This is a genomic window from Vibrio sp. V12_P9A6T4 (assembly GCF_963874835.1).
Lineage (GTDB): Bacteria > Pseudomonadota > Gammaproteobacteria > Enterobacterales > Vibrionaceae > Vibrio > Vibrio anguillarum.
The window spans coordinates 1-12,283 of the sequence record NZ_CAWNJO010000091.1; the positions used below are offsets into that span (position 1 = coordinate 1).

At 44.2% G+C, this 12,283-nt stretch carries 15 protein-coding genes; 9 read left to right on the forward strand and 6 right to left on the reverse strand.

The window, feature by feature from the left end; all coding sequences use genetic code 11:
• Positions 1 to 263: 263 nt before the first annotated feature.
• On the forward strand, positions 264 to 1,211 hold the full coding sequence (locus AACQ42_RS14370) for a M23 family metallopeptidase (protein WP_017044959.1): 948 nt from the start codon (positions 264 to 266) through the stop codon (positions 1,209 to 1,211).
• An 8-nt stretch (positions 1,212 to 1,219) separates the two neighbouring features.
• Entirely contained in the window at positions 1,220 to 1,516 is a 297-nt protein-coding gene (locus AACQ42_RS14375; protein ID WP_305951630.1) for a bactofilin family protein, read from the forward strand.
• Positions 1,517 to 1,643: 127 nt separating this feature from the next.
• Here the strand turns inward: AACQ42_RS14375 and nagB are convergent, their stop codons facing one another.
• Positions 1,644 to 2,444, reverse strand: a complete 801-nt coding sequence (gene nagB, locus AACQ42_RS14380) for a glucosamine-6-phosphate deaminase (RefSeq protein WP_013868251.1) — start codon at positions 2,442 to 2,444, stop codon at positions 1,644 to 1,646.
• Between the two features lie 311 nt (positions 2,445 to 2,755).
• Between nagB and AACQ42_RS14385 the strand changes: the two genes are divergently transcribed.
• Positions 2,756 to 3,007, forward strand: coding sequence for a DUF3081 domain-containing protein (locus tag AACQ42_RS14385; RefSeq protein ID WP_017044957.1), 252 nt, complete (start codon positions 2,756 to 2,758; stop codon positions 3,005 to 3,007).
• Positions 3,008 to 3,273: 266 nt separating this feature from the next.
• On the opposite strand, the gene AACQ42_RS14390 is transcribed toward AACQ42_RS14385, so the two are convergent.
• Entirely contained in the window at positions 3,274 to 3,633 is a 360-nt protein-coding gene (locus tag AACQ42_RS14390) for a DUF413 domain-containing protein (protein ID WP_017049330.1), read from the reverse strand.
• Between the two features lie 148 nt (positions 3,634 to 3,781).
• Between AACQ42_RS14390 and AACQ42_RS14395 the strand changes: the two genes are divergently transcribed.
• The 4 genes from AACQ42_RS14395 (at position 3,782) to AACQ42_RS14410 (ending at position 7,099) form a co-directional block, all read left to right on the forward strand.
• Complete coding sequence (locus AACQ42_RS14395; RefSeq protein ID WP_013868248.1) at positions 3,782 to 4,672, forward strand: LysR family transcriptional regulator; 891 nt, start codon at positions 3,782 to 3,784, stop codon at positions 4,670 to 4,672.
• A 177-nt stretch (positions 4,673 to 4,849) separates the two neighbouring features.
• Positions 4,850 to 6,202 carry a DNA-3-methyladenine glycosylase 2 family protein gene (locus AACQ42_RS14400; protein ID WP_017049331.1) on the forward strand — a complete coding sequence of 451 codons (1,353 nt, stop codon included), beginning with the start codon at positions 4,850 to 4,852 and terminating at the stop codon, positions 6,200 to 6,202.
• 1 nt (position 6,203) lies between these two features.
• On the forward strand, positions 6,204 to 6,695 hold the full coding sequence (locus AACQ42_RS14405) for a methylated-DNA--[protein]-cysteine S-methyltransferase (RefSeq protein WP_017049332.1): 492 nt from the start codon (positions 6,204 to 6,206) through the stop codon (positions 6,693 to 6,695).
• Entirely contained in the window at positions 6,692 to 7,099 is a 408-nt protein-coding gene (locus tag AACQ42_RS14410) for a hypothetical protein (RefSeq protein ID WP_094165392.1), read from the forward strand. Before AACQ42_RS14405 ends, AACQ42_RS14410 begins: the two co-directional genes overlap by 4 nt.
• A 15-nt stretch (positions 7,100 to 7,114) precedes the next feature.
• Here AACQ42_RS14410 and AACQ42_RS14415 read toward each other — a convergent pair whose 3' ends face one another.
• A complete protein-coding gene (locus tag AACQ42_RS14415) occupies positions 7,115 to 7,972 on the reverse strand; it encodes a Vmh family MBL fold metallo-hydrolase (RefSeq protein ID WP_047687631.1) in 858 nt (285 codons plus the stop codon).
• 241 nt (positions 7,973 to 8,213) lie between these two features.
• Between AACQ42_RS14415 and AACQ42_RS14420 the strand changes: the two genes are divergently transcribed.
• A complete protein-coding gene (locus AACQ42_RS14420) occupies positions 8,214 to 9,080 on the forward strand; it encodes a glycerol kinase (RefSeq protein WP_094165394.1) in 867 nt (288 codons plus the stop codon).
• Between the two features lie 79 nt (positions 9,081 to 9,159).
• Here the strand turns inward: AACQ42_RS14420 and AACQ42_RS14425 are convergent, their stop codons facing one another.
• From AACQ42_RS14425 to AACQ42_RS14435, 3 genes are all read right to left on the reverse strand, one after another.
• Positions 9,160 to 9,591 carry a YccF domain-containing protein gene (locus AACQ42_RS14425; protein ID WP_026027764.1) on the reverse strand — a complete coding sequence of 144 codons (432 nt, stop codon included), beginning with the start codon at positions 9,589 to 9,591 and terminating at the stop codon, positions 9,160 to 9,162.
• Positions 9,592 to 9,664: 73 nt separating this feature from the next.
• Positions 9,665 to 10,387 carry a sulfite exporter TauE/SafE family protein gene (locus AACQ42_RS14430; protein WP_013868241.1) on the reverse strand — a complete coding sequence of 241 codons (723 nt, stop codon included), beginning with the start codon at positions 10,385 to 10,387 and terminating at the stop codon, positions 9,665 to 9,667.
• 115 nt (positions 10,388 to 10,502) lie between these two features.
• Entirely contained in the window at positions 10,503 to 11,141 is a 639-nt protein-coding gene (locus tag AACQ42_RS14435) for an NAD(P)-dependent oxidoreductase (RefSeq protein ID WP_017043238.1), read from the reverse strand.
• Positions 11,142 to 11,266: 125 nt separating this feature from the next.
• On the opposite strand from AACQ42_RS14435, the gene AACQ42_RS14440 reads away from it, so the two are divergent.
• Entirely contained in the window at positions 11,267 to 12,154 is an 888-nt protein-coding gene (locus tag AACQ42_RS14440) for a LysR family transcriptional regulator (RefSeq protein ID WP_013868239.1), read from the forward strand.
• Positions 12,155 to 12,283: the final 129 nt, after the last annotated feature.

The following is a 12,283-nucleotide window of genomic DNA, read 5'->3' on the forward strand; positions in this document are numbered from 1 at the left end:
AAATAAAGCCACCACTTCCATATTGTCTATTTTGTAACTTATATACACAAAACCATATTAATATGAGCTCATACATTAATATGGCTTTTTTTACTAACAACATCGGATCTTCCTCTAAAAGCAGGCCAAGGATACGCTCCAATTCACAAACCGAACAATAAGAGGTGGGACGAGTATAGCCTTACAACGCAAAATGTTTTGACCCTGAGCATTCCCTGTTAGAATCGGCTGTACTGTTAACCATAGACGCTGTGAACGAATTCATGAAAGAAAGAGTGGTTGTTTCCGTTTCATCCATCCATGGGACGAAGCACTTTCATCTCGGTAAATGGTTCCGACATTTTTTAAAAGGTTTTGGCTATGTGCTGGTTGCCAGTATTCTCGCCACTGGCGGCGTTATCTATTACCTTCTTGATGAAGTTGATTTTGCTAAACTCAAGCAACAAGAGTTAGAGAGCCAGTCGATGTCACTGACCGAAGAAGTCACCTCTTTAAAGGAGCTAAAAAACAGCTTAGAGAATGACCTGCTCGAACGAGAAGAAAAGATGCAGGTTGTTTCAGACAGGCTCGGCGATCTTGAAAAAGTATTGGGTATGGATGAAAGCGGAGCGGAATTAGAATCACGTTTAGACACCGCCGCTATCACTTCTTCAGTTAGAATGGTGATGCTGACCCAAATACCCAGCGGTGCACCTGTGCATAATGCGAGAATTTCGTCAGGATACGGTGAGCGTATTCATCCTGTGACCGGCAACGTCAAAATTCACCGCGGGCAAGATTTTGCGGTTAACATAGGCACGCCAATTTATGCACCAGCCGATGGCGTTGCCGAAGTCACTCGCGCCAGTGATAAAGGGTCAGGCAATTTTTTACGCTTACAGCACTCTTATGGATTTACCAGCTCCTATTCTCATTTGCAAAAATTTGCCGTGAAAGGGGGCGATTTTGTACAGAAGGGCGACTTAATTGCTTATTCTGGAAACAGTGGGTTATCTTCTGGCCCACATTTGCACTATGAAATTCGATTTGTCGGCCGTTCATTAGATCCAAGACCTTTTGTTGATTGGGGCGTGAATGATTTTGAAACGATATTTAGTAAGGTAAGAGGTATCCGATGGGAATCTTTAGTAAACAAAGTCGAGCTAAGAGTCAGCACTCAGCTACAACTCTCATCGCAAAAGGCTGTTCCATTAGTGGGGAACTCAGGTTAGAAAGCGACATTCAAATTGACGGGTCGGTAGAAGGTCAATTGCACGTTGATAAAACCATCGTCATTAGTGAAACAGGCACGGTTAATGGTGAGCTGTACGCAGGCCACATAATCATTAATGGCGAGTTCCAAGGCACATGTCACGCGACTAAAATTGAAATTTTAAGCAAAGGGAGCGTCACAGGGTCTATTTATAGCGACGACTTGAGCATTGAACAAGGTGGGCGCTTTAATGGAGTAACCTACCCTGCCCCGGAGAAACAAGTAGTTGAATTAAAAGAAGCGAAAATCGCTGCTGAAGGTTAATTCAACTACCGATTTCGTTCGCACTTCCCCATTTGATAGAAAGTCCCATTTGCTACAAAGTGTAAAAAGGCCTGCTGATGTTAGCAGGCCTTTTGTTTATGAATGTCCTTTCCCAACTGGGAGAGACTTAGAAACCTTCGATATTTTTTGCTTCTAATTCCGCAAAGTATTTTACGGTTTTCACTTTTAGTTCTTGAGTCGATGGTTCATCACATACAATGACTGATTTCGCGTGAAGTTGTAGTGCGGAGACTGTCCACAAATGGTTGACGCTTCCTTCCACGGCCGCTTGCAAAGCCAGCGCCTTATTGTGGCCTGTCACCAAAATCATGATCTCTTCTGAATCTAGCAGTGTGCCTACACCAATCGTTAGCGCGTATTTAGGAACTTGGTTGATATCACCATCAAAGAAGCGAGAGTTTGCAATGCGTGTATCTTCTGTCAGTGTCTTAATGCGAGTGCGTGACGAAAGTGAAGAAGCAGGCTCGTTAAACGCGATGTGCCCATCATTACCCACACCGCCCATAAATAAATTAATGCGGCCGTATGATTTAATTTTATCTTCATAGCGCTTACATTCTGCATCAACATCTGGTGCGTTGCCATTCAGTAAGTTGATATTTTCTTCTTGAATATCAACATGATTGAAGAAATTGTTATACATAAATGAGCGGTATGACTCCGGATGATTTTCAGGAATACCAATGTATTCATCCATATTAAATGTCACGACATGCTTAAAGCTCACCTCGCCTGCTTTATGCATTTCAATCAGTGCATTATAAGTCGTCAATGGTGTACCACCAGTAGGTAAACCCAATACAAAAGGACGGTCTGCCGTTGGGTTGAATGCGTTGATACGTTTTACGATGTGTGCTGCTGCCCACTTGCCGACTTGTGCAGCCTGTTTTAACGGGATAAGTCTCATGATTGGCCCCTAGTTATTGGAATATTATGGTGTAATAGAACATTAATTCGCATTATAAAATAAGTGTTGGGTAACTGCCATTGTTTTAGGTCAAATTTTCGCTCTTTCTTCAAATCTCAACCAGAAATGCGCTTAAATTTGTAGCAATTTCTACAGGTAAGCTTAACTAATACGGCACATGCTATAACCAAATGAGATAAAAATTCATCTATAAAATTAAGTGAAGTTTGAGTCGCTATCACTCCACTATCTGGCGAAGCGTGCATTCATTACCCATACTTGGAGTAACAAGCAAGAAAGGAGCAAATGCCATGAAAAACGAACTTGAACCCGCGAAAATTCTCCATGCTTATGAAACAGTAATGGCGCATGGTACACCGACTGAGTTCGGGAAAATCTATGAAGGTATCGAAGCTTTTTCAGACTATGACGGCTATAACATTTACATGCGAGGAAATGGTGTGGAGCTAAAAGTTGGCTTCCACAATACCTACCATCTCGATTATGACCAAGAGCATCTACGCGACAGCTTTTTGAAAAAAGTAGCCATTTTGGCTAAGTAGCGGTGTTGACCCAGCTCATGGATTGGCTAAGCGCGACCAAATGAGCAGAGTGGCGATAATGCAAAGCCCGAGTGAGTCATCAATACTAGGGCTTTGAGCGAAAGCACTTTTCTCATCTTGATTGAGTCACACTCTTTTGCACAGAGATCTCTTATATGAAAGGCGATGCAAGTGAGTTTGTCAGCCTTATTGAGACAATAAGGCTGAAGAGATAAATGAGAAAGCTGACCAAATTACGGCTTAAGATCCTGCATTAGAGATACAGATTAATCTTCTTCCGTTAAGCTGACTTCTTCATCATTATAGTCGTCACCACTTTCCGGTTTATTGCGACCGTTCAACGTATGGAAACGCTTACGACCGCGAGCAAGTTGAGTGTATTTTAACCAGACACGCTCTAACTTAGATTTCGCTTTACCTGGGTTTTCAATCGCCTTAACAAAATGAGCTTCTTCGGCATTCTCTGGCGTGAGTTCACCAGATTCAAGACCAAGCATGGTACCACCATAAATGGTGAGAAGTTCTTCTTCTGCAAGAGTAAAATCACCAGACTTAGCAAAGCCTCGTGGAAACTTTGTATTGTCGTAAAAACGTTTTTTTCCGTGACGGAATTCAGTCTCAGACATATCAACCTCATGTGAATGGCGCTACTACCATGTAGCGATAGATCACGCGAAAATTAGGCGTAAATCTCCGAAAAGAAAAACAAAAATTTTTTATCGTCATAATTGCACTTCCTTGTTAATCTGACGGGGTAATTTCAGAGGATTTAATATGGATGTAAAAGTTTTTCGCACTTTTCTCGAACTCGCCAAAGTACGTCATTTTGGGCGAGCAGCTGAAAACCTTTATTTGACCCAAGCCGCCGTCAGCGCACGCATCAAGCAATTAGAAAATTATTTTGATGCTCAGCTGTTTACGCGTGATCGCAACAACATAAAGCTCACATCGGCAGGAGAACGACTCGTTGGCTATGCCGAAGTGATGGTGGCTACTTTGCAACAAGCCAAGTTTGAGCTCTCTTTGGAAAATGGCCGAGCTTTGCAGCTGACATTAGGGGGAACGCCCAACGTTTGGGATGCTCATCTACAAAACTGTTTAAGCGTTGTGACTGATGCTTTTAGCGGTTATGGCTTTATGGCGGAAGTCATGGGGCGCGAGCAGCTCAACCGCAGCCTACTGGAGCGTACCTTAGATATGGCGTTTGCCTTTGACCCAATTAAAGCCGAAGAGCTAAACTGCAAAAAAGTCGCAGATTTAGTACTGGTATTGGTTTCGACGCGTCCTGACACACTGGAAACCGCCTTTGATAATAAATACGTGTACGTCGATTGGGGAAGCCGTTTCGCCTCCGAGCATGCTGAGCGACATCCGAAGACGCCAACCCCTTATTTGCGCACCTCGACCGCTCGTATCGCACTTGATTTCATTTTAGAAAAAGGGGGAAGCGCTTACCTTCCTACCTCACTTGTTGAACCTTTTATCCACTCTGGCCAATTGTATCGAATTGACAATGTGGAAGATTGGCAGCGTCCCATCTTCCTCAGCTACCGAAAAAACAGCTCATCGATAGAAGCCATTATGCAAGTGGAAAAGTTAGTCAAAAACATCAACCCTAGTAGTGCTTACTCATTACAACAAGCGGGCGAGGTCATTCTCGACTGACCCAACAAATTCATAACGCTGTAGCGGGTATTGAATACAGCGTTATGAATATCCTTTTTCAAGAGAAACCGCAGAAAAAGCCATCCAGTTCCGAAAATGGCTAGTATCGACAGAATTCATGCATACACTTAGCTTATAACAACTGCATAAGGCTCGTTATACCAAATGGCACCATGGATGGAACTCGATAAGGAACAATGCCAACAGGCTCGCACTAGCCGTGATCCGCGATTTGATGGACGATTTTTCGTTGCCGTCAAAACAACCAACATCTTTTGTCGCCCAATATGTCCGGCAACCCTGCCAAAAGAAAAGAATGTTGAATACTTCGCCAACTCCGCACTGGCTCTACAAGCGGGTTATCGGCCATGCCTACGTTGCCGCCCAGACAGTGCACCTCATTCTTGGGCATGGAAAGGAGTTGAAACCACCTTCTTGCGTGCAATCAAGCTTATTGAGCAAGGTGAATTACAATCGAGCAATCTGGCTCAATTTGCCGAACGTTTGGGGATCAGTGACCGCTACCTACGACAACTGTTTCAAACCCATTTAGGAGTGTCACCGAAACAATATGCTCAGTACCATCAGTTGATGTTTGCTAAACAGTTGTTGCATTCCAGTGCTCTGTCCATTACCGATATAGGATTCGCTTGTGGGTTCAACAGTACCCGCCGCTTTAACGATGCGTTTATCAAAACGTTGCAACTGACCCCCAGCCAAGTGCGGCAATCTAAAACTGCATTGATGACAAAAAACCTATTAACACTCTCTTTTCGCGGCCCTTTCGATTGGCAACATATGCTAGATTTCTATCGATTACGTGCAGTAAACGCCATTGAACAGGTCAGTAACAATCATTATCAACGCACCTTCAACATACACAATACGACTGGCTGGTTTCGTGCCAGCTTAACCTCTGAGACCCATTTAGAGGTTGAATTCGAGTTGCAAGACATCACCAAACTGCGTTACTTGGTGGCAAAACTACGCCGCCTATTTGACCTCGAAGCCGACATCAGCCACATCGAGGCCTATTTGGAAGACTGCGCTCCGGGTTTAGTCACTCGTTCAGGAATCCGCATTCCCGGCGTTTGGAATTGTTGGGAGGCGGGAGTCAGAGCTATTTTAGGTCAACAAGTTTCGATAAAAGCAGCCATTGGCCAGCTCAACCGATTAGTCGATGCGGTGAACCCAGCTCAAAATACGAGCAGTTACTTTCCAAGCCCGGAACAAATCGCACAGCTTGATTTGCACTTTTTAAAGATGCCACACAGCCGAAAAGAGACCTTAACACGCTTTGCTCAATTCATGTACCAACACCCTGAAGCCGATGTGGATGCTTGGCTTTCACTAAAAGGTATTGGGCCGTGGACCGTAAACTACGCTAGGTTAAGAGGTCAGTCCGATTCAGATTGCTTTCTAGACACTGATTTGGTGGTTAAGAAGGCCTTAAGCCATTTTCCTGAGCTGAACGCAGACAAGGTTTCACCTTGGGGAAGTTACGCCACCTTTCACTGTTGGAATTACTAATATGAATAGCTTCACCCACTATCACAGCCCCTTAGGAATCATGACATTGCAAGCCTGCGAGCAAGGTTTATTGGGGGCTTGGTTTGAAACCGAAACCTCCATGCCAACAGAGTTAGGGGTAAAATCCGAACACTGCACTATACTCATCAATACTATCAAACAGTTAGATGAGTACTTTTCCGGGAAACGGACTATATTTACTTTACCTTTAGCGGCAAAAGGCACCGAGTTCCAACAATCTGTGTGGCAAGCATTATGCAAGATACCTTATGGCGAAACTTGGAACTACCAACAGATTGCAGAGGCGATCGGTAACCCCAAAGCCGTAAGGGCTGTCGGCTTGGCCAATGGTAGAAATCCAATTTCGATCATCGTTCCTTGCCATAGAGTGATCGGAAAAAGTGGTAAACTCACTGGCTATGCGGGGGGCTTAAACCGTAAAGCGAGCTTATTAGAACTTGAGCGAACAACAACAGAGGTTGCAGCAACATGATAAGATCTACGGCAAAATCAATCAGTATTCTCGTCCTTATAGCCACTTTGCAAGGCTGTTTTCAAGATGACCTTGAACGTTGGTTAAACCGTGAAACTTATGAGTTCAAAGGGACTTATGACAACCAGTTCAATGATGACTTATTGATTTTCGAAGAGGGTGTTGTACGTGCTGAATCTGAAACTCAGCACTGGTCTCGCGCTTACAGCGTAGATGGTAATCAACTGACGATCCAGCTACGCAATAACTCGAAAGAAAAACGAGAAGATATCGTGCTTGTGATCCATGGCAAAGGAGAAGTGCTCACATGCAGTGTCTGCGCCATGTATAAATTGAGTAACGTATGGGTAAAAACAGGCAATATTGAAGCCAAACCGTCTGGAGTAGAAAACGCGAGCCAATAACTCGCGTTGATATTGTTACCAAGTACGCTCACCCATATTCACTTGCGCACTTAATTCAAGGTCCTCTTTACCTGGAAGCGCTGGATAAGCTGCGACCATTTTAGATACCACTTGTGCCGAGTCTTTCGAGGTTGAAATAGCCTGTTCGAATTTCGCCAAGTAGGTTTTAGTAAATTTTACGGCTTCGACACCCTGCGGTATATCAGCAAAATAATGTCCAGGAATGACTTTCTTTGGCTTAAGCATCTGCATTTTCTCTAAAGCTTGAACCCACTCACCACGCGCTTTCGGGGTTTGGCTATCAGCCGTCCAAACATGCATACCAGAGACAACCGCTACACCACCGACAATCGTTTTCTCAGAAGGCACCCATAAGTAAGCTTGGTGTGTATTAAGCTCTTTCACTTCGATCTTCTCACCTTCTAATGAAAACTCGCTGTGGTCAAAAATCTTAGGGACAATAATTTTATTTGGCGCACTCTCTCCTAGTATCGGGCCCCAAAACTGTAGCTTAGCGTCTTTCGTCGACTTGATATGCTCAACAATCGCTTGGCTTGCTAAAACATCAACGTTAGGAAACGCCGAAACCAACGGTTCTAGACCAAAATAATAATCAGGATCACCAGCGCTAATATAGATGGCCTTAAGTTCTTTACCTGACTGCTTAATCATGTCCACTAAAGCTTGGCCATCTTTTGTACCAAACTGAGCATCAATTAAAATCGCTTGTTTCTCACCACTGATCAGTGTTGAGCTAACTGGAAAGACTCCATTTTCCCCTGGGTTGTACGTTTGAAACGTCAATGCGGCTAAACTTGAGAAAGAAGTGCTTGCTAGCAAAAAACCCGTTATCAACGGTTTTGAAATTGTCATTGTGTTTACCTTTCATTCATTGTTCGAAGTAATAACATCTTATTGTTTTTTATTTAGAACAAATAGATCCAATAATGAACTTCACTGATTCAATTTAAGATACTAATAAAAGCATTATTCACTCAAACCACTCCGTTTTTTAAAAACGATCTCATGCTCTCACACTGTCATTTATTAAAAATTCAAGTAAGGTAGGGATATCAATCTGTTGGATCGATTTCAAGAGAGATAGGAGAGAACGATGGTAGAAAAACATTCAACCTCGGCACTGGCTAAATTGCGTAATACAGACGCTAAACAACTATTCAGTAACCTCCAAAAAGCAGGGTACATTAACCGCTTCGACAACAAGTGGGTATTAACAGAACTGGGAGCAAAATTTGGCGGCGAATACGCCCAGCACACGCAATATGGCCAATTTATTGTCTGGCCGGAAAACTTGCTCGTCGACACACAAGCCACCAGCGGGAAAACGTTAAGTGCCACTCAACTTGGCGATCATTTCAGGCTCAACCCCAAAAAAATAAATCAACTATTGAGTGAGTTAGGCTGGATATCTAAAACAGAAAAAGGCTGGCAAGTAACGGAGGCTGGGCTCAGAGCTGGCGCCCAGCAACGTGAAGACAAAGCTTCTGAGCAATTATTTGTTGTTTGGCATGATACGGTGACTCGCCATAAACGTCTGAAACAATCCATTGTCGAATTTTTAGGGCAAGAGGCTCACAGCCAATCGACCGATAAATCATTGTCCAACTTTCGCCAAAAATTTGAGGCAAAACATCGCACCTTAGACGGCCACTATGTTCGCTCGACCGGCGAATTATTGATCGATAATTGGCTCTATTTGGCGGGCGTCGTCCACGCTTATGAGCGTCAGTTGCCGATAGAAGCTGATGTGATGTGCGATTTTTATCTGCCAACAGGGAAAGTCTATTTACAATATTGGGGTTCAGATAGTGGCGCAACCGACGAAAAAACGCGCTTACAAACTCAAGCGATTTACCACGATCACGGCTTTGCTCTGATTAATATTCATCCGCAGGACATTGCGCATTTAGATGACATTCTGCCTAGAAAACTGCGAGAGTTTGGGATTAAAGCGTATTAATCGCGTTGGCAAGATGCCCCCTTCCCCTCGTCACTGAGAGAGCAACACGAGAGAAAAGGAGCAAAAAACAAAACCTATATTAACGATAAGAAGAATAGCGAGCTCTAGCCGCCTCTTCTTTCGGGACGATGGTTTTACCAATCGGAGCCAAAGAAATAACCGCGAGTTTCAAATGCTGTAGTGCGAAAGGGATGCCAATGATGGTAATAAAACACGCCACCGCCGATAAAATATGACCAACGGCTAACCAAAAACCAGCGAAAACAAACCAAATCACATTGCCGATTAAGCCAAATGGGCTGGTACCAATATCTTGCTGATTGGTCAATTCATCACGGGAAATCGCCTCTTGCCCAAAAGGAAAAAACGAAAAGTTACCGATAACAAAGCAAGCACGCCCCCATGGAATGCCAATAATGCTGATAAAGGCAAGGAGACCAAAAAACCACCAAGCGAGCCCCATAAACACTCCGCCCAGTAAAAACCAAATAATATTGCCGATTGTTCTCATCACTGCCACTCCGTATAAAATAGACCCATAAACCCTTTCAGTATCATTGCATGACCTGAACGGAAGATTAACGCTAGGCTAAACCATGCCATACCGCCGTAACGCCGCTTATCGTACAAAGCAGCAACGCAGCGAAACGGATGTTATCTTTGGGTAGTGATTGCGTGGTCATCATCGCCAACTTATAACCCAACCAAGCTGAGGGGATAAGCGGAATCGTTATCCATAAATGATGTAACGTCAGAAAACCTGCCGGTATTTGAATAATCAAAGAGATGATCGAGCTAAACACAAAAAATGCCGAAAGATTGCCACGCAACTGATTCGCTTCTTGATGCTGTAGGATCAACGCCATCGGCGGCCCACCAATCGCGGAACTGGTGCCAAAGAAACCGGAGAAAAAACCCGCAATACCCATTTTTATCGGGGTAGGTTCGATGCGATACGGCAATAAACTAACAGCCACGGCAAATAACACCAATAAACCAAGCCATAACGCCAGTACATCCGTCGAGACTAAAACCAGAAGGATACCGCCCGCAATTGAACCGGGAACGCGACCAATCAGCGCCATTTTTAAACCGCCAAGCTCAATGTTCGAGCGATGCTTTAAGGCGTTCAAGATAGAAATAAACAGCGCCACGATACAAATGGGGGCAGGAACGTAATCGGCGGAGATCAAGAACAGCAAGGGCGCTGCGACGATCGCTAAACCAAAACCAATCGCCGTTTGCACAAATGAACCCAAGAAAATAAGAAACATGGCGATAAGCGCCGTACTACTGAACATTTCCATTAAAATGCCTATAAGCGAAACAAAGAAAAGTAATGCCCATAGAGAGCATTACTTCGTTCACGTTATCAGCAATTTTCGATCAAGAGAATAGCCAAATTGATCTATCGGTCTGGTATCAGTAAGCAACACCAATACGTTGACGAGGGTGAGCGGCACTTTCTAACTCATCGATCATCGCGAGGGCATAGTCACTGACTGAGATTTTGCTGTTACCTTCAGCATCAGACAATAGAGCGTCACCGCCCACACGGTAAGCACCTTGTTTCTCACCCGGAAAAATCTCAGCGGCCGGGCTAACAAATGTCCAATTAACCTTGCTTGTACTCGCACGGAAGAGATCCAACGCTTCGCCTTGCGCTAATGCTTCCCCTTTGTACTCTTCAGGGAAACCTTCTACGGTCACCAATTTGATACCGGGAGCGACTTCCAATGAACCCGCACCACCAACCCACAGTAGGCGATCCACACCCACTTGCGGTAGATCCGACAGCAGTTTTTGCGCTGTAGCTGCAACAATATCGTGGTTGCCAGCTGCACGTCCGCCAATAGAAGCGATCACGACATCAACACCAGCTAACGCAGCGCTAATTTTTGACAAAGGCTGTTGTAAGTCAAATAGTTGAACGCTAACACCTTCAGCATCGACTTTACTTGAATCACGCACTAACGCGATCACCTCGTGGCCCCGTGCTTTTGCTTCATTGACAATGTGACTACCAATCCAACCTGATGCGCCTAATACTGCAATTTTCATAATTTATTTCCTCATTCGGTTTCTGTTTCTCGACAACAATTGTAGTCTAGTAGTTAAACGAAGGAGGAAAAACACCCAAAAATGATGTAGATTGTATCAATATTCGTATCTAATAAAGGCCTACCATGGACAGACTAACCGCCATGCGCAGTTTTATCGAAGTGGCAAATACTGCCAGTTTTACCAAAGCCGCAGACAACTTGAGCTTAAGTCGATTACAAGTGTCACGTCATGTCCAAGAAGTTGAGGATTGGTTAAAGCAGAGGTTACTGCACCGCACGACACGCAAAGTCAGCCTAACCACCGCCGGTGAAGAGGCTTTAATCCGTTGCGAACAAATTTTGCACCAAACTGCCGAACTTGAAACACGGGCGTTGGAACAGTCACAACTCTTAAACGGTACCATTCGCATTGCCGCGCCGATAGGCCTTGCTCAAAACATGTTATTGGCCGTTGTTGAAGACTTCACGCAACGACACCCCAATGTGTTAATTGACATTGTCGCTTCAGATCGCCTTTCACAACTGGTCGATGAACGCGTGGATATTGCCCTGCGTTTTACCCAACAGCCGGATGATACGCTTATCGCTCGCCGTTTAATGAGCGTCGGCACCGTCATATGCGCTTCCCCTAGCTATCTCAACCAACACCCTCCTATCAATACACCCAATGACTTAACCCAGCACAACTGCTTTGTGCACATGAGTAATAACAAGTGGGATGTGGTTAAAGACAATGAACAGCTCTCTGTCACCGTGAATGGCAACATCCGCGCTAATGATATGGAAATTTTATGCCGTGCTGCCCTACATCACAAAGGCATCGTACGGCTACCATGCGATCTTGCAAATGTCTTTATCGCCTCAGGAACACTAGTACGCGTTTTGCCAGAGTTTCACAGCCCAAGCAGCGCACTATGGGCTGTGTATCTTTCTCGTAGCTATCAAACCCCATTGGTTCGCCAATTCATTGATTTCATCGCTCAAAGCTGGAAAAACGATCTCATCGCTTAGCGTTAAGTCATTCTAGCTAATAATTTAATCAATATTATTAGCTAGATTAAACATAGTGTTAATGCCAAAAATGAAATTATCTATAATTAATATTGTAGATGACCTCATTTATCTCACAGACATACTATC

Excerpts from the sequence above, each read along its gene's own strand:
- AACQ42_RS14425 (WP_026027764.1), bottom strand. The coding sequence starts at position 9,591 with ATGAGAACAATCGGCAATATTATTTGGTTTTTACTGGGCGGAGTGTTT.
- AACQ42_RS14415 (WP_047687631.1), bottom strand. The coding sequence starts at position 7,972 with ATGACAATTTCAAAACCGTTGATAACGGGTTTTTTGCTAGCAAGCACT.
- AACQ42_RS14390 (WP_017049330.1), bottom strand. The coding sequence starts at position 3,633 with ATGTCTGAGACTGAATTCCGTCACGGAAAAAAACGTTTTTACGACAAT.
- nagB (WP_013868251.1), bottom strand. The coding sequence starts at position 2,444 with ATGAGACTTATCCCGTTAAAACAGGCTGCACAAGTCGGCAAGTGGGCA.
- AACQ42_RS14420 (WP_094165394.1), top strand. The coding sequence starts at position 8,214 with ATGGTAGAAAAACATTCAACCTCGGCACTGGCTAAATTGCGTAATACA.
- AACQ42_RS14440 (WP_013868239.1), top strand. The coding sequence starts at position 11,267 with ATGGACAGACTAACCGCCATGCGCAGTTTTATCGAAGTGGCAAATACT.
- AACQ42_RS14435 (WP_017043238.1), bottom strand. The coding sequence starts at position 11,141 with ATGAAAATTGCAGTATTAGGCGCATCAGGTTGGATTGGTAGTCACATT.
- AACQ42_RS14410 (WP_094165392.1), top strand. The coding sequence starts at position 6,692 with ATGATAAGATCTACGGCAAAATCAATCAGTATTCTCGTCCTTATAGCC.
- AACQ42_RS14395 (WP_013868248.1), top strand. The coding sequence starts at position 3,782 with ATGGATGTAAAAGTTTTTCGCACTTTTCTCGAACTCGCCAAAGTACGT.
- AACQ42_RS14400 (WP_017049331.1), top strand. The coding sequence starts at position 4,850 with ATGGAACTCGATAAGGAACAATGCCAACAGGCTCGCACTAGCCGTGAT.
- AACQ42_RS14430 (WP_013868241.1), bottom strand. The coding sequence starts at position 10,387 with ATGGAAATGTTCAGTAGTACGGCGCTTATCGCCATGTTTCTTATTTTC.
- AACQ42_RS14405 (WP_017049332.1), top strand. The coding sequence starts at position 6,204 with ATGAATAGCTTCACCCACTATCACAGCCCCTTAGGAATCATGACATTG.
- AACQ42_RS14370 (WP_017044959.1), top strand. The coding sequence starts at position 264 with ATGAAAGAAAGAGTGGTTGTTTCCGTTTCATCCATCCATGGGACGAAG.
- AACQ42_RS14385 (WP_017044957.1), top strand. The coding sequence starts at position 2,756 with ATGAAAAACGAACTTGAACCCGCGAAAATTCTCCATGCTTATGAAACA.